Source organism: Jongsikchunia kroppenstedtii DSM 45133 (assembly GCF_000380485.1).
In the GTDB taxonomy this organism is placed as follows: Bacteria; Actinomycetota; Actinomycetes; order Mycobacteriales; family Mycobacteriaceae; genus Jongsikchunia; species Jongsikchunia kroppenstedtii.
The window spans coordinates 166,968-182,221 of record NZ_AQYG01000049.1; the positions used below are offsets into that span (position 1 = coordinate 166,968).

The 15,254-nt window shown below is 68.8% G+C and carries 15 protein-coding genes; 3 read left to right on the forward strand and 12 right to left on the reverse strand.

Annotated elements, in window-relative coordinates:
* Window positions 1-85: 85 nt before the first annotated feature.
* The 9 genes from G341_RS0114870 to rimP all read right to left on the reverse strand — a co-directional run bounded on the left by G341_RS0114870 (window position 86) and on the right by rimP (window position 9,120).
* On the reverse strand, window positions 86-1,432 hold the full coding sequence (locus G341_RS0114870; protein WP_018179951.1) for an MATE family efflux transporter: 1,347 nt from the start codon (window positions 1,430-1,432) through the stop codon (window positions 86-88).
* 20 nt (window positions 1,433-1,452) lie between these two features.
* Window positions 1,453-2,409, reverse strand: a complete 957-nt coding sequence (locus G341_RS0114875) for a DHH family phosphoesterase (RefSeq protein WP_026303711.1) — start codon at window positions 2,407-2,409, stop codon at window positions 1,453-1,455.
* A gap of 29 nt (window positions 2,410-2,438) precedes the next feature.
* Window positions 2,439-2,897 carry a 30S ribosome-binding factor RbfA gene (rbfA, locus tag G341_RS0114880; protein ID WP_018179953.1) on the reverse strand — a complete coding sequence of 153 codons (459 nt, stop codon included), beginning with the start codon at window positions 2,895-2,897 and terminating at the stop codon, window positions 2,439-2,441.
* 110 nt (window positions 2,898-3,007) lie between these two features.
* Entirely contained in the window at window positions 3,008-3,298 is a 291-nt protein-coding gene (locus G341_RS0114885) for a DUF503 domain-containing protein (protein WP_018179954.1), read from the reverse strand.
* 126 nt (window positions 3,299-3,424) lie between these two features.
* Window positions 3,425-6,184 carry a translation initiation factor IF-2 gene (gene infB, locus G341_RS22180; RefSeq protein WP_026303712.1) on the reverse strand — a complete coding sequence of 920 codons (2,760 nt, stop codon included), beginning with the start codon at window positions 6,182-6,184 and terminating at the stop codon, window positions 3,425-3,427.
* A 102-nt stretch (window positions 6,185-6,286) separates the two neighbouring features.
* The gene (locus G341_RS23550; protein WP_018179956.1) at window positions 6,287-6,613 is read right to left on the reverse strand and encodes a YlxR family protein; all 327 of its coding nucleotides are present in this window, start codon (window positions 6,611-6,613) and stop codon (window positions 6,287-6,289) included.
* 271 nt (window positions 6,614-6,884) lie between these two features.
* Complete coding sequence (locus G341_RS22190) at window positions 6,885-7,550, reverse strand: SDR family NAD(P)-dependent oxidoreductase (RefSeq protein WP_245557007.1); 666 nt, start codon at window positions 7,548-7,550, stop codon at window positions 6,885-6,887.
* Window positions 7,550-8,569: a transcription termination factor NusA gene (nusA, locus tag G341_RS0114905; protein ID WP_018179958.1), complete on the reverse strand. Its 1,020-nt coding sequence runs from the start codon at window positions 8,567-8,569 to the stop codon at window positions 7,550-7,552. The genes G341_RS22190 and nusA overlap by 1 nt, the downstream gene beginning before the upstream one ends.
* On the reverse strand, window positions 8,566-9,120 hold the full coding sequence (rimP, locus tag G341_RS0114910; protein WP_026303713.1) for a ribosome maturation factor RimP: 555 nt from the start codon (window positions 9,118-9,120) through the stop codon (window positions 8,566-8,568). The genes nusA and rimP overlap by 4 nt, the downstream gene beginning before the upstream one ends.
* A gap of 154 nt (window positions 9,121-9,274) precedes the next feature.
* Between rimP and G341_RS0114915 the strand changes: the two genes are divergently transcribed.
* Together G341_RS0114915 and G341_RS0114920 are read left to right on the forward strand one after the other, a co-directional pair.
* Window positions 9,275-9,781, forward strand: a complete 507-nt coding sequence (locus tag G341_RS0114915) for a twin-arginine translocation signal domain-containing protein (RefSeq protein ID WP_026303714.1) — start codon at window positions 9,275-9,277, stop codon at window positions 9,779-9,781.
* Window positions 9,778-10,212 carry a ferritin-like domain-containing protein gene (locus G341_RS0114920; RefSeq protein ID WP_018179961.1) on the forward strand — a complete coding sequence of 145 codons (435 nt, stop codon included), beginning with the start codon at window positions 9,778-9,780 and terminating at the stop codon, window positions 10,210-10,212. Before G341_RS0114915 ends, G341_RS0114920 begins: the two co-directional genes overlap by 4 nt.
* An 89-nt stretch (window positions 10,213-10,301) precedes the next feature.
* On the opposite strand, the gene G341_RS0114925 is transcribed toward G341_RS0114920, so the two are convergent.
* A complete protein-coding gene (locus G341_RS0114925) occupies window positions 10,302-10,997 on the reverse strand; it encodes an O-methyltransferase (protein ID WP_018179962.1) in 696 nt (231 codons plus the stop codon).
* A gap of 17 nt (window positions 10,998-11,014) precedes the next feature.
* A complete protein-coding gene (locus G341_RS0114930) occupies window positions 11,015-12,742 on the reverse strand; it encodes a proline--tRNA ligase (RefSeq protein ID WP_018179963.1) in 1,728 nt (575 codons plus the stop codon).
* Window positions 12,743-12,862: 120 nt separating this feature from the next.
* Here G341_RS0114930 and G341_RS0114935 point away from each other — a divergent pair, with 120 nt between their 5' ends.
* Window positions 12,863-13,618, forward strand: a complete 756-nt coding sequence (locus G341_RS0114935; protein WP_018179964.1) for a YaaA family protein — start codon at window positions 12,863-12,865, stop codon at window positions 13,616-13,618.
* A gap of 138 nt (window positions 13,619-13,756) precedes the next feature.
* Here G341_RS0114935 and G341_RS0114940 read toward each other — a convergent pair whose 3' ends face one another.
* Window positions 13,757-15,235, reverse strand: a complete 1,479-nt coding sequence (locus G341_RS0114940) for an MFS transporter (RefSeq protein ID WP_026303716.1) — start codon at window positions 15,233-15,235, stop codon at window positions 13,757-13,759.
* Between the last annotated feature and the right edge of the window lie 19 nt (window positions 15,236-15,254).

The window sequence follows — 15,254 nt, forward strand, 5'->3', positions numbered from 1 at the left end:
CGTACGAACGATGCCTGAAAGTTACCTACAAGTAGTCATTTAATAACCTGCGGACAAATCCGGCGATCCGTTAGTTAGCTGAACGTCACGTCTTCAGGTCGATCGTGGCCCAGCGGCCCGACCGCATTCGGGCCACCAGGGCGATCAGACGCAGGGCCATGAACGCGGTCAATCCGGACCAGATCCCCACCAGCCCCCAACTGAATATTAGCGATAGCCAAATCAGCGGCAGGAACCCGATCAACGCGGCGCCCAGTGTCGTCGTCCGCAGGTACGCCGCATCGCCGCCGCCCAGGAGCACCCCGTCGAGTGCGAAGACCACCCCTGCCAGCGGCAGCATCACCACCAGGAACCACCAGGGCACCGCGATCGCATCCAGCACTGCGTTGTCAGCGGTGAAGATCCGCGGCAGCACCGTGTGGCCGGCGGCGAGCACCACCGCCAGTCCCACGGCCAGCGCCACCGACAGGCGGGTCACGCGCATCGCGATCGATGTCGCGTCGCGCGCGGCCTGGTCACCGATCCGCACCCGTGCCCCCAGCGCAGCCCCGACCAGCGACTGCGCGGCGATCGCCAGCGAATCGAGCACCAGCGACAAGAAGTTCCACACCTGCAGGACCGTCTGATGTGCGGCGACCGCGGCGACGCCCACACGACTGGCGACGGCCGCGGCAGACAGGAAGCACACCTGGAATGACAGCGACCGCACAATCAGGTCTCGGCCCAGCCGCAGCTGCGCGATGATCATCGGCCGGTGCGGCCGGATCGAGGACGTGCCGCCCGCCACCGCGTTCTCGCGGATCACCCGAGCCACGAAGGCGATGCCGGCGATCCCCTGCCCGATCAGGTTGGCCCACCCGCTGCCGGGCAGACCCAGCCGCGGCGCCCCCGCCAGCCCGTGCACGAGCAGCGGACACAGCACCGCGGAGATCGCGAACCCGGCCGAGACGAACACGATCGGGCGCCGGGTGTCCTGTACGCCGCGCATCCAGCCGTTGCCGGCCATCGACAGCAGGATGAAGGGCACGCCGCAGACGGCGATCCGCAACCACCCGGTGGCGCTGCGCGCCAGCGCGTCGTCCCCGGTCAGCGCCGACAGCACCGCCGGGCCCGCCAGCTGCATAACGACCACGATCAGCAGCCCGACGCCGACCGCGATCCAGCTGGCCTGCACGCCCTCGGCGACCGCTCCCGCCCGGTCGCCGGCACCGAACTTGCGGGCCGAGCGAGCCGTCGTGCCGTACGACAGGAAGGTCAGCTGGGTGCTCACCACCGACAGCACCAGGGCCCCGACGGTCAATGCGGCGAGATCGGCGGCCCCCAGGCGACCGACCACCGCCAGATCGAGCAGCAGGTAGAGCGGCTCGGCCACGAGAACGACCAGGGCCGAACCGGCCAGCCGAAGAACGCGTCCCGGGCTCGCCGCGACCATGGGGGAACCCGCGGGCAACGTCAGACCGCGGCGGCGACGAAGGCGGCGACGACCTCGTCGACTGTCCCCTCGCTGGTGAACCCGGCGGCATGCCGATGTCCGCCGCCCCCGGCCGCCCGCGCCACCGGGATCAAGTCGATCTGCGTCTTCGACCGCATGGAGACCGCCCAGCGATTCGGCGACGTCTCCTTGAATACGGCCGCAACCTCGGCCTCGGCCGTGGTGCGAACGATGTCGACGACGCTCTCCGCCTGCTCCCAGCTCATCCCCGCCGCGGTGACCTGATCGACGACGGCGTAGACCAGGCCGGCCCCGTCGAACGCTTCAGGAACCAGCACCGCGGTGGCGAGCACCTTGGAAACCATTGTCAGCCAGAGGAACTGGTGGGTGTCGAGCAGCCGACGGGTCCATTCGCGGCCGTCGACGCCGGCCTCGAGCAGCCGGGCCGCGGTCCGATGCGACTGCGGCCCACTCCATTTGAACGATCCGGTATCGGTGACCAGGCCGGCGTACAGGCAGGTCGCCAGGTCGGTATCGAGCGGGATCTCCATGGCGTCGAGCACCATCAGGATCAGCTCCGCCGTGCAGCTGGACTCGCCGTCGACCAGATTGACGGTGCCGTACCCGGCATTCGACACGTGATGATCGATCACGATCTGCGTCGACGCCGCGTCAAAATGCTTGGCCAACAAGCCGATACGTTCGACGCTCGCGCAATCGACGGTGACGACCACATCCGAGCCGGCCACGTCCTCCGGCGCCACCAGCAGATCGACGCCGGGTAGTCCCGACAGCGGCTCCGGCAGCTGCGCCGGCGACGGGAACGACACCTGGACCGCGACGCCGCGGCGGCGCAGCGCCATCCCCAGGGCCAGGCCGCTGCCGATGGTGTCGGCATCCGGTCGAGTGTGACAGCAGATCGTCACGGCGGTCGCGGCCGCCAGCACGTCCGCGATCGCATCGACGGGTGCGGGCATGCTGGGCGCCGGTTCGGCCGATACCGCGGTCACTCGGAGTCCTGCCCGGTCTCGGCAGCGCCGGTGTCTCGGTAGGGATCGGCGTCGCCGGCCGGTCGAGCACCCGCGGCCCGGGCCGCGACCTCGGCGTCATGCGCCTTGGCACGGGCCAGCAGCTCGTCCATCTCGCGGGCCGTGTCCGGCACGGTATCCAGCACGAAGGTCAGGGTCGGGGTGAACCGGACGCCGGTGCCCGCGCCGACCTTGCTGCGCAGGATGCCACGAGCCTTCGCGAGTCCAGCAGCGGCCGCGTCGTAGTCGGGCTGCTCGCCGAGGGTCTCGGGCATCACGGTGTAGAACACGGTCGCGTCGTGCAGATCGCCGGTGACGCGGGCATCGGTGATAGTGATATGGCGCAGTCGCGGATCCTTGATCTCGCCGCCGATCGCCGAGGCGACGATCGCCGAGATCCGCTTGGCCAGTCGCTGTGCGCGTGCCGGGTCAGCCACGTGTCTCGGTCCTTTCCATCACTACGGCCGACAGCATCCGTGCCGCTGTCGGCTGTCCAGTAACCAGCTCCGGGTCTTTCGCTACCCAATTCTGGCTTTCAGTATCCAACTCAGTCATCGTCGCCGCGAACCTTTCGACGCACTGACAACAGTTCGACCTCTGGCCGGCTCGCCAGCAGGCGCTCGCAGGAGTCGAGCACCTCGCCGGCGTGCCGGGCATCAGCCGCAGCCACCGCCACGCCGATCCGCGCCCGTCGATGCAGGGCCTGGTCGCCGACTTCGGCGGCCGAGACCTGCATCTTGACGAGTGCAGCGACGATGGGTCGCACCACCGATCGCTTCTGCTTCAGCGAATGCACATCGCCGAGCAGCAGATCAGCCTCCAGTGAACCGGTAAACATCAACGTGCCTCCGTGCTGCTAGCTGGAGATCAGCTGGACGATCCGGCAAGGCTTCGCGGGGCCCCGCAAAGGCGCTTTCCCTTGCGGGCCTCCGCGAAACGCCGCCGGTCGTTCAGCTGGCTCCAGCTAGTCGCGAGCCTTTTCCTGCAGCTCGTACGTCTCGATGATGTCGCCGACCTTGATATCCGAGTAGGTCAGCGTCAAACCGCATTCGAAACCTTCCCGAACCTCGGTGACGTCATCCTTCTCGCGCCGCAGCGACGAGACGGTGAGGTTCTCGGCGACCACCACGTTGTCACGCAGCAGGCGCGCCTTCGCGTTGCGCTTGACGATGCCCGACTGCACCATGCAGCCCGCGATGTTGCCGACCTTGGACGACTTGAAGATCGCCCGGATCTCGGTGCGGCCCAGCTCGACCTCTTCGTAGATCGGCTTGAGCATGCCCTTGAGCGCACTCTCGATCTCGTCGATCGCCTGGTAGATCACCGAGTAGTACCGGATGTCGACGCCCTCGCGGTTCGCCAACTCGGTCGCCTTGCCCTCGGCCCGGACGTTGAACCCGATGATGATCGCGTTCGACGCCGACGCCAGGTTGACGTTGGTCTCGGTGACACCACCGACACCGCGGTCGATGACGCGCAGCTGCACCTCGTCGTCCATCTCGATGGCGAGCAGGGCCTCTTCGAGCGCCTCGACGGTACCGGCGTTGTCGCCCTTGAGGATCAGGTTGAGCTCGCTGGTCTCCTTCAGCGCGGCATCCAGATCTTCCAGGCTGATCCGCTTGCGGCTGCGCGCGGCCATCGCGTTGCGCTTGCGCGCATTACGACGGTCGGCGATCTGCCGGGCGATCCGGTCCTCGTCGACGACAAGCAGGTTGTCGCCGGCGCCGGGCACCGAGGTGAAACCGACGACCTGGACGGGCCGCGACGGCAGGGCCGCCTCGACGTCCTCACCGTGCTCGTCCACCATGCGGCGCACGCGGCCGTAGGCGTCGCCCGCCACGATCGAGTCGCCGACGCGCAGCGTTCCGCGCTGGATCAGCACGGTCGCCACCGGGCCGCGGCCGCGATCGAGGTGCGCCTCGATCGCGACGCCCTGGGCGTCCATATTCGGGTTGGCGCGCAGGTCCAGGGCCGCGTCCGCGGTCAGCAGGACGGCCTCGAGCAGCTGCTCGATGTTCTGGCCCTGCTTGGCCGACACGTCCACGAACATCGTCTCGCCGCCGAAGTCCTCGGCCACCAGCCCGTACTCGGTGAGCTGGCCGCGGATCTTCTGCGGATCGGCGCCTTCCTTGTCGATCTTGTTGACCGCCACCACGATCGGCACGTCGGCCGCCTGGGCGTGGTTGATCGCCTCCACCGTCTGCGGCATGACGCCGTCGTCGGCCGCGACCACCAGGATCGCGATGTCGGTGGCCTTCGCACCACGCGCACGCATGGCGGTGAACGCCTCGTGACCCGGGGTATCGATGAAGGTGACCGGACGCTCCGTGCCGTCGAAGTCGACGACGACCTGGTAGGCACCGATGTGCTGGGTGATGCCGCCGGCCTCGCCCTCGCGGACGTTCGCCTTACGGATCGTGTCGAGCAGTCGGGTCTTACCGTGGTCGACGTGACCCATGACGGTCACCACCGGCGGCCGGATCTCGAGGTCGTCCTCGTCGCCCTCGTCCTCGCCGTAGGTCAGGTCGAAGCTGTCGAGCAGCTCGCGATCCTCGTCCTCCGGGCTGACGACCTGCACGACGTAGTTCATCTCGCCGCCGAGCAGTTCCAGCGTCTCGTCGTTGACCGACTCGGTCGCCGTCACCATCTCGCCGAGATTGAACAACGCCTGCACCAACGATGCCGGATTCGCATCGATCTTCTCCGCGAAGTCCGAGAGCGAGGCGCCGCGGGCGAGCCGGATGGTCTCGCCGTTGCCGCGCGGCAGCCGAACGCCGCCGACGGCGGGCGCCTGCATGTTCTCGTACTCGGCGCGTTTTGCTCGCTTCGACTTGCGACCACGACGCGGTGCGCCGCCCGGACGGCCGAAGGCACCGGCGGCACCGCCGCCACGACCGCGTCCGCCGCCACCGGGACGACCCCGGAAGCCACCGGGAGGACCGCCTGCGGTTCCGCCGGGCGCGCCGCCACCGCCGGGACGGTAGCCACCGCCACCGCCACCGGGACCACCACGACCGGGCGCGCCGCCGCGACCGCCGGGGCCACCACGGGCGCCGCCGGGGCCGGGCCGGGCCGCACGGGCCGGCATCGCGCCCGGGTTCGGGCGCGGCGGCATGCTGCCGGGGCTGGGACGCGGGCCGCCCTGGCCGGGGCCGGGCCGACCGGCTGCCGGACGACCGGGACCGGGGCGCGGACCACCGGGGCCGGGCGCGGGGCGAGGTGCCGGACGCTCGACCGGAGCCTGCGAGGAATAGGGGTTGTTGCCCACCCGCGGCGTGCGCGGACCGGGCTTCGGGCCGGCGGGACGCGGTGCAGGACGGGCCGCGGGTGCGGCCGGAGCAGCAGCCTCGGCTGCCGGCGCTGCGGGGGCCGGAGCGGCAGCGGCGGGCGCAGCCGACTCGACCGGCGCCGGCTCGGGGGCCTTCGGGGCGGCCGGCTTCGGAGCCGCCGGCTTGGGTGCCGCCACAGCTTCCGCCGGAGCCTCCGGCACATCGGCGGCGGCCTTCTTCGGGGCAGCCTTCTTCGCCGGAGCCTTCTTGGCTGCGGGCTTGGCGTCGCCACCGGCGGCGGGGAATGATTCGCGCAACCGTCGGGCCACAGGGGCCTCGACGGTGGATGAAGCGGACTTGACGAACTCGCCTTGCTCCTTCAGACGCTCGAGTACTTGCTTACTCGTAACGCCAAGCTCTTTGGCTAGTTCGTGGACGCGGGCCTTGCCTGGCACTGCTCTCCTCACTTGGAGGTCGAGCGGTGGACCCGCTACGACCTCGGTTTATTGCCGAAACGTGCTCATCGTGGTGACTTCACGGTGTGCTCATGTCTTCTACTACCTGTCTGGTTTCCCCGGCGTTAGCCGGGTTGCCTCCCTGATCGCCGAAGCGAACTGGTCGGCCAACTGCTCTGGGTCGACGATCGGGACACTGCGCCCCATGTCACGTCGATTGACCAACGCCGCTCCGACCGCTTTGCGCCGCATCGCCTGCCGCAGACACTGCGGGTCAGGATGCAGCCAGGCGCCTCGTCCCGGCAAGGTCCGCCGTTGATCGACAACCACGCGCCCATCCAGCAACGCGAGCCTGATCAGGCCGTCGACAACCACGGTGGCGCGGCAGCCGATGCAGGTCCGCTCCGGGCGGTGACGGGATGTGATCACGGTGAACCGTCGTACAGTCTACCGTCTGGTCAAATCGGTTTGCGCCGCGCCGGATGCCGGGTCGCGGTGCCGGACATAAATCACGGCCGAACCGTGCGTCAGACGACCGTCGGCGGCAGCGGATCGACCCCGACCAGCTCGCAACTGCGGAGGTACAACGCCTCCTGATTTTCCTTATTCCGGGCGTAGCCGCGCACCGGGTTGGGGTTCTGCACCGTCAGGTAGTCGCCCGACCGGCCGCGGTACTCGTCCGATGTGGCGATGTCGGCGATCAGCCGACCCGGGACGTCCGTCGTGACGAAGGTCGGCTTGAGCGCCCAATAGATCGGTTTCGGGGTATCGCGCCAGATGTCGAACCGGGATGGATCGCAAACGTCGACACCCCCGACGGCAGCCGGCGGGCCAGCGCGTAGTTGAACATCAGATTGCCCATCTTCGACTGTCCGTACGCGGTCAGCGTGAAGTACGGCTTGCGACCGCGCCAGGTGGACTCGCGCATCCGGCCGATGTTGTGCGCCACCGACGCCAGATGCACGATGCGGCTGTCTCCCGACTCCCCCGTGACCAGCTGCGGCAGCAGCAGATGGGTCAGCAGAAACGGCGCCAGATAGTTGGCGCCGAACTGCATCTCGAAGCCGTCCTCGGTGATCTCCTGCCGCAGCGGCGACGCCCCGGCGTTGTTCACCAGCACGTCCACTCCGCCGAAGCGCTGCGCGACCTCATCGGCGAACCGGCGGACATGCCCGAGCGAGGCCTGATCGATCGACATGACCTGGACGTCCGCGTCGCCGTTTTCGCCCACGATGTCGGTCCGCGCGGCATCCGCCTTCTGCTGGTTACGGCAGGCCAACACCGTCGTATAGCCCTGTGCGGCCAAGTTCTTCGCGGCCGCCAGGCCGATTCCGGTGTTGGCGCCGGTGACGATCGCGACGGGCATCAGTTCTGGCCCGCCGACTCCGGAGCGCCCGCGTCCTGCGCATCCGATCGGATGTCGATGCGCCAGCCCGTGAGCCGCGCCGCCAGCCGCGCGTTCTGGCCTTCCTTGCCGATAGCCAGCGACAGCTGGTAGTCCGGCACGACCACCCGCGCCGCCTTGCCGGCCAGGTCGATGACCTCCACCGAGACCACCTTCGCCGGCGACAGCGCATTGCCCACGTAGACGGCGGGATCGGTATCGAAGTCGATGATGTCGATCTTCTCGCCGGCCAGCTCGCTCATCACGTTGCGCACCCGCTGCCCCATCGGGCCGATGCAGGCGCCCTTGGCGTTGAGTCCGGAAACGCCCGTGTGGACCGCGATCTTCGACCGGTGACCGGCCTCGCGGGCCACCGAGACGATCTCGACGGACCCGTCCTCGATCTCCGGCACCTCGAGCGAGAACAGCTTGCGCACCAGATTGGGGTGCGTGCGCGACAGCGTGATCTGCACTCCCCGATGGCCTTTCGCGACGCCGACGACGTAGCACTTGATGCGGTCGCCGTGCCGGTAGGTCTCGCCAGGCACCTGCTCGGCCGCCGGGATGACGCCCTCGGTGCCGGCGGCCTCGCTGCCGATCCGCACCACGACCAGTCCGCGCGCGTTGGCGGCCGAATCCTGCTGCACCACACCGCCGACGATCTCGCCCTCGTGAGTGGCGAAGTCGCCGAAATTCTTCTCATTCTCGGCATCGCGCAGCCGCTGCAGGATGACCTGGCGCGCGGTGGTCGCCGCGATGCGGCCGAATCCCTCAGGGGTGTCATCCCATTCGGATACGACGTTGCCGTCCTCATCACGCTCCTGGGCCATCACCCGCACCTGCCCGGACTTGCGGTCGATGTCGATGCGCGCATGCTGCGCGAAGCCCTCGGTATGCCGGTAGGCCGTGAGCAGCGCCGTCTCGATCGCGGTGATGACGGTCTCGAGCGGGATCTCCTTCTCCGTCTCGATCATCCGGAGCGCGGCGATATCGATATTCATTTGTCGTCCTTCCTGACGTCCATCCGGGCCTCGATCTGCTGCTCGTCCAGTCCGCACATGCGCAGCTCATCAGCATTCGGCCGCGAAAACTCTACCTGCACAAGGGCCTTCGCCACATCCGCCAATGCCACCGGGGTGATGCTCGGGCCCTTCTTGCGATCGGCCACCACGATATCGACACTGCCGTCGGCGCTCGCACCGATCCGGCCGGTCAACGGGGCCGCCGCCGGATCGGCGAAGGCAATCTCCACCTTGCGGCCCAACGATCGCACCCAGTGGCGCGGCTCGGTCAGCGGACGATCGACGCCGCGCGAGGTCACTTCCAGCGTGAACGGGGTCGATCCGATCGACTCGTCGTCGTCCAGGGCACGAGAGATCCCGTCGCTCAACGCGGCGAGTTCGTCCAATTCGGGACCGGAAGCGCTGTCCACCACGACTTTCACCACGCTCCGGGCGCCGGCCCGGCTGACGGTCACATCCTCGAGGTCGAATCCGCGGCCGGCGACTATCGGGCTGGCCAGTTCGGTCACCTGCTCGCTCGTGAGCGGCATCCGATCCTCCTTGTGCAGTTGTCGTGTGCAGTTGTGGGCGCTTCCATCCGGGCGGCCGTGCCCGGTCGCCGAGAATACGGCGAGTTTACCTGTCGCCACTGGCGAATGTCGGCCTCCCCGCCGCGTGCCGCGGCCGTGCGGCAGGATGGTCGGCGTGGCAGCGCGAAGCACCGTCCCCAGGCGACCCCTCTCCCGGCGCACCTTTCTGTCCGCCGCGTCGGTCGGCGGCCTCGCCGTAGCCGGCGGCCTGGCCCTCTCGGGATGCTCCGACTCCGCCGAGAACGTTCGCAAGGCCAAGATCGAGCAGCTGACACCGTTGTGGCTCGACGCGCTGGCGGACCAGTCCCTGGCCCGCTCACTACTCCCGCATGAACCCGATCGCACCGCGGCCCTGACAGTGATCGCCAACGAGCGCGGGGCACACGCGGACGCTCTCCGTGCCGAGTTGATCGCGATCGACTCCAGCCGGGGCAAGAAGGCAACCTCGGCGCCGATGTTCACGACGCCGGTCAACCCGACGGTCGCGTCGCTGCGTCAGCAGCTGACCGCATCCGCCAAGCGCGCCGGCGACCTGGCCGTCATCGTCGACGGGTACCGCGCCGGACTCTGCGGTTCGATCTCCGCCGCCGTGACGACCGAAGTGCAGGTGCAACTGGCATGACCACCACGACCGACGCGCTGACCACCGCGCTCAATGCCGAGAACGCCGCGATCTTCGCCTACGGCGTGGTCGCCGCCTACGCCGCGCCGTCGCGGGCGGCCGCCATCTCGGACGCGATCACCGAACATCGCGCCAACCGGCAGGCGCTGACCACCGCGTTCAACGGCACCGGCGTGCCCGCGCCGCTCGCGGCCATCGGCTACACCCTGCCGCAGCCGGTGACCGATCCGACCTCCGCACTGCAGGTCGCGTTGACCGCCGAAACCGAGTGCGCCACCGCCTATCGCGCGCTGCTGGAGATCACCGATCGCCCGTCGGACCGCCAGCTGTCGGTGCCCGCGCTCACCGGCTGCGCCACCCGTGCAGCAAACTGGCGCCTGGCGCTGAAGATCTCGCCGGCCACGGTGGCGTTGCCCGGCAGCGGCAACTGATCGTCGTTTCACCCCCGAAAACCTGACCAGAGCGCTGACTCATGCCCGTATTCGGTATGAATCCGCGCTCTGGTCAGGTTTTCAGGGCGCTACCGCACGACTGCCATCGCGAAACCATCCCAGCCCTTGGTGCCGACGGTCTGCACCGCGGTGGCGTCGACCCGCTCGTCCGACCCCAGCCACTCCAACGCCGCCCGCGTGCCGAGCGTCCGTTCGTCGTCGGTGTCCGGGTTGGCGGCGGCGCCGCGCCGAATCACGTTGTCCACCACGATGAGCGACCCCGGATGCGTCAGTGCCATCGACAACTCCAGGTAGTTCGCGTTGTTCTCCTTGTCGGCGTCGAGGAAGACGAAGTCGAAGGGGCCCGCGTTCTCCTCCGCCAGGGCCGCCAACGTGTCGAGTGCCGCGCCCACCCGGATCTCCACGCGGTCCCCGACATCCGCGCTGTCGATGTTCGACCGGGCGACCTCGGCGTGCCGCGGCTCGTATTCGCAGGTGATCACCGAGCCGTCGGCGCCGACCCCGCGGGCCAGACAGATGGTGCTGAATCCGCCGAGCGTGCCGACCTCCAGGACGCGGCGCGCGCCGGTCGCGCGCACCAGCAGTCCCAGCATCTCGCCCTGCGCGCGCGACACGTCGATCGGCGGGAGCTCAGCGTCAGCGTTGGCGGCCAACGCGTGGTCGAGCGCCGGATCGGCGCCCAGCAGCGTGTCGACCAGGTATTGATCGACGGCCAGCCAATCCGGGTCGATCGGGCGGGGTTCGGCAGACTTCGGGGTACTCATACCGCCGAGTCTGCCCTTCAGTCGCGGACGATTCCAGCGATCGCCTCAGCGGCATCGGCCACCGGCAGCTCCGTGGCGCCCTCGGCGAAGCGGTCCCGCAGCTCGACGACGCCGTCGGCGTAACCGCGGCCGACCACCACGACCGTTGGGATGCCCACCAGCTCGGCGTCCTTGAATTTCACGCCCGGCGAGGCCTTGCGGTCGTCCAGCAGCACCGAGACGCCCAGCGAGTCCAGTTCGGCAGCAAGGGATTCGGCCCCGTCGATGGCGGTCTGATCCTTGTTCGCGATCACCAGATGCACGTCGAACGGGCTCACCGACTTGGGCCAGCGCAGCCCCTTGTCGTCGTGATGCTGTTCGGCGATCACCGCGACCAGCCGCGAGACGCCGACACCGTACGACCCCTGGATGAGCCGGACCGGCTTGCCGTTCTCGCCGAGCACGTCGACCTCGAAGGCGTCGGTGTACTTCTGGCCGAGCTGGAAGATATGACCGATCTCGATGCCCCGGGCGGAGACCAGCGGGGTGCCGTCGGGGGCGAGGTCACCGTCACGGACCTCGGCGGCCTCGATGGTGCCGTCCGGGGTGAAGTCGCGGCCGCAGACCAGATCGACGACATGCTTGCCCTGCTCGTCGTCGCCGGTGATCCAGGCCGTGCCGTCGACCACGCGCGGGTCGACCAGGTAGCGAACCTCGTTGGCCTGCAGCGCCTTCGGTCCGATGTACCCGCGTACGAGGAACGGGTACTTGGCGAAGTCCGCATCTTCGAGCAGCTGCACCTCGGCCGGTTCCAGCGAGGCCTCGAGCCGTTTGAAATCGACCTCGCGGTCGCCGGGTACGCCCACGCCGAGCAGCTCCCATTCGGCGTCGTCGCCCAAGCGGGTCTTCACGAGGATGTTCTTCAGGGTGTCGCCGGCTGTGACCTCGCGATCCAATGCCCCGTTGGCCCAGTCGACCAAGGTCGCGATGGTCGGGGTGTCGCCGGTGATGTGGCTGACGGCGGCCGGCAGTCCCTCGATCGGGCGGGATTCCGGCGCGGTCGTGATCACGGCCTCGACGTTGGCGGCGTAGCCGGTCTCGCTGCGGACGTAAGTGTCCTCGCCGACCTCGCTCACCGCGAGGAACTCCTCGGACGCGCTGCCGCCCATCGCACCGGAGGTCGCCTTGACGATCACGTACTCCACCGCGAGGCGCTCGAAGATCGCCTGGTAGGCCTCGCGATGGGCACTGTAGGACGCCTTGGCACCCGCGTCGTCCAGGTCGAACGAGTACGAGTCCTTCATGATGAACTCGCGCCCGCGCAGGATGCCGGCGCGCGGCCGCTCCTCGTCCCGGTACTTGGTCTGGATCTGGTACAGCGTGACCGGCAGGTCCTTGTACGACGAATATTCGCCCTTCACCAGCAGCGCGAACAGCTCCTCGTGGGTGGGCCCGAGCAGCATGTCGGAACCCTTGCGGTCCTTCAACCGGAACAGCGCGTCGCCGTACTCGTGCCAGCGATTGGTCTGCTCGTAGGGCTCGCGCGGCAGCAGTGCAGGCAGCGAGATCTCCTGCGCACCAATGCGATCCATCTCCTCGCGGACCACGTTCTCGACCGCGTGCAGGACCCGCAGCCCCAACGGCAGCCAGGTGTACACGCCCGGCGCCACCCGGCGCACGTAACCGGCGCGGACCAGCAGCTTGTGGCTCGGGACCTCGGCGTCGGCGGGATCGTCGCGCAGGGTACGCAGGAACAGCTTGGACATGCGGGTAATCACGGTTGACCAGCATATGGGCAGTAGGCCCTGGCCGAAAATCAATTGCCGGTGCGGCGACCCTCCGCCGTTCACCGACGACCCGCGACGGTCGCGATAGGCTCTGCGACCGTGCTGATTCTGCTGCCCCCGTCCGAGACCAAGGCCGACGGCGGCGACGGTGCTCCCCTCGACCTGGACGCGCTGTCGTTCCCCGAGCTCACCGCGATCCGCCGCAAGCTCGCCGACGTGCTGGTCCGGCTCGCCGCGAAGCCGGAGCTGAGCCAGAAGTGGCTGGGCCTGAGCAAGTCTCAGCGCGGCGAGATCGACCGCAATGCCGCACTGTGGACCACCGGCACCCGGCCCGCCATCGAGCGGTACACCGGCGTTCTCTACGACGCCTTCGACTACGGCTCGCTGAGCAAGGCCGACCGAGTCCTGGTCGCCGAGCGGGTCGGTATCGGCTCCGCGCTGTTCGGCGCGACCCGCGCCGCCGACCCGATCCCCGGCTACCGGCTCTCGGGCGGAAACAAGCTGCCGCGACTGGGAACGCTTGGCTCGCAATGGAAGCCGAAGCTGACCATGGTGCTGTCGGCGGCCGACGATGTGGTGATCGATCTGCGATCAGGTGTGTACCAGCAGCTCGGACCGGTGCCCGGCGCCATCACCGTCCAGGTGCTGACCGAGGCGGCGGACGGCAGCCGCAGCGTCGTCAGCCATTTCAACAAGCATCACAAGGGGCTGATCGCGCGATCGCTGGCCACCTCGTCGGCGGCACCCGCGACCATCGACGAGATCGCCAAGGTGGTCGCCGACGGTCGGCCGGGGACGAGGGGCCAGCGCGTGGAGATCGCGTCGGACACCCAGCTGGTCGTGCTGACCGACTGACGTGAATTCCGATCCACACCAGAAATCCGCGCCGGTTCTGTGGATCCGCGCCGGTTGTAGGTGGCGCGGATCCACAGAACTGGCGCGGATTTCGGTCAGCGTGGCGGGAAGCGGCGCGGATTTCGGTGTGGGTTGCGGTCAGTCGCCGAGACCGGTGTTGGCCTGATCCTGGGCCGCCTGGCCCTCCGCGACCTCGTCCGGAGTGAACCGCATGAACAGCACGACGATGCCCGCGAGCACCGCGATGCCGGCGCAGGCCGCGAACGCGACGCCGTAGCCGCTGGCCTGGGCCGCGAGCTGCTCGGCGTTCATCTCCTTCACCGGCGCGGTGGTGCCGCCCTTGGACAGCGCACGCGAGGTCACCATCGCCCCGACGATCACCAGACCGATCGCACCGCCGAGATTCTGCGCGACCTGTGCCAGCGCGGTCAGCGGGCCGATCTCGGTCGGCCGGACGCCGGCCACCACCGACAGCGTCAGCGGGATGACGGCGAATCCGACACCGAATCCGACGACCGCGACCGTCAGCCCGATATCCGGCAGATACGGCGGATGCTTCGATGAGATCGACGCGGCGTAGACGCACGACCACAGGATGATCGCGCCGCCGACCATCACCAGCCACCGCGGGCTGAAACGCAGCGACAGCTTGGAGGCGATGGCCGCCGCGATGCCGAGCCCGAAGGCGAAGGGCACCACCGACAGCCCGCTCTCGACCGGGCTGTACTTCAGGATCCCCTGCAGGAACTGGGAGATGAAGACGGCCATGCACATCATGATCGCGCCGGCCAGCAGGATCGCCATCAGCGCGGCGACCCGGCTGGGGTTGCTGAAGAGTTCAAACGGCAGGATCGGATGGGTGGCCTTGCGCTGCACGAGCAGGAACCACGCCAGGGCGATTGCGGCCAGCACGAACGACACGACAACCACCGGCTGCGACCAGCCGTTCGGCCCCTCGCTCACCGCGAGCACGAGCAGCGTGCAGCCGACAGTGGCGAGGATCGCCCCCTTGACGTCCAGGGCCAGCCGCTCGCCCTGCGACTCGCGCAGGAACATCACCGCGCCGACTGCCACCAGGACACCGATCGGCACGTTGATCCAGAACACCAGGCGCCAGGTGATCTCGGTGAGCACGCCGCCTGCGATCAGCCCGGCGACCGAGCCGACGCCGGTCATCGCGGCGTACACCGCGAACGCCTGGTTGCGGGCCTTGCCCGGGGTATAGGTGGTCGCCAAAAGCGCCATCGCCGTCGGGGCCGCGATGGCCGCCGACGCGCCTTGCAGGCCGCGACCGACGATCAGGCTGTACTGATCCCAGGCCGAACCGCAGAGCAGCGAGGTCAGGGTGAAGGCGGTTACGCCGACGACGAACATCCGCTTGCGGCCAAAGGTGTCGCCGAGCCGTCCGCCCAGCAGCATCAGGCCGCCGAACGCCAGCACATAGGCGGTGATCACCCACTTGCTGGTCGACTCGCTCATCGACAGCGCGTCCTGAATGCGCGGCAGGGCCAGCGCGGCCACGGTCCCGTCGAGGACGACGAGCAGCTGCATCCCGCCGAGCACGAAGATCGGCGGGCCGAAGACCTTGTCCCGGGTTGCGGGCTGCGCCGACTGCATGGCCGTCACGAAATCCTCT

Bases quoted from the DNA above. Each gene is read 5' to 3' on its own strand.
- G341_RS22190 (WP_245557007.1), bottom strand. From the start codon at position 7,550: ATGCCCGTCGCGATCGTCACCGGCGCCAACACCGGAATCGGCCTGGCG.
- G341_RS0114885 (WP_018179954.1), bottom strand. From the start codon at position 3,298: ATGTTTACCGGTTCACTGGAGGCTGATCTGCTGCTCGGCGATGTGCAT.
- G341_RS0114930 (WP_018179963.1), bottom strand. From the start codon at position 12,742: ATGTCCAAGCTGTTCCTGCGTACCCTGCGCGACGATCCCGCCGACGCC.
- G341_RS0114875 (WP_026303711.1), bottom strand. From the start codon at position 2,409: ATGCCCGCACCCGTCGATGCGATCGCGGACGTGCTGGCGGCCGCGACC.
- rimP (WP_026303713.1), bottom strand. From the start codon at position 9,120: ATGCCGCTCACGAGCGAGCAGGTGACCGAACTGGCCAGCCCGATAGTC.
- G341_RS0114925 (WP_018179962.1), bottom strand. From the start codon at position 10,997: ATGAGTACCCCGAAGTCTGCCGAACCCCGCCCGATCGACCCGGATTGG.
- G341_RS0114940 (WP_026303716.1), bottom strand. From the start codon at position 15,235: ATGCAGTCGGCGCAGCCCGCAACCCGGGACAAGGTCTTCGGCCCGCCG.
- G341_RS0114920 (WP_018179961.1), top strand. From the start codon at position 9,778: ATGACCACCACGACCGACGCGCTGACCACCGCGCTCAATGCCGAGAAC.
- G341_RS0114870 (WP_018179951.1), bottom strand. From the start codon at position 1,432: ATGGTCGCGGCGAGCCCGGGACGCGTTCTTCGGCTGGCCGGTTCGGCC.
- nusA (WP_018179958.1), bottom strand. From the start codon at position 8,569: ATGAATATCGATATCGCCGCGCTCCGGATGATCGAGACGGAGAAGGAG.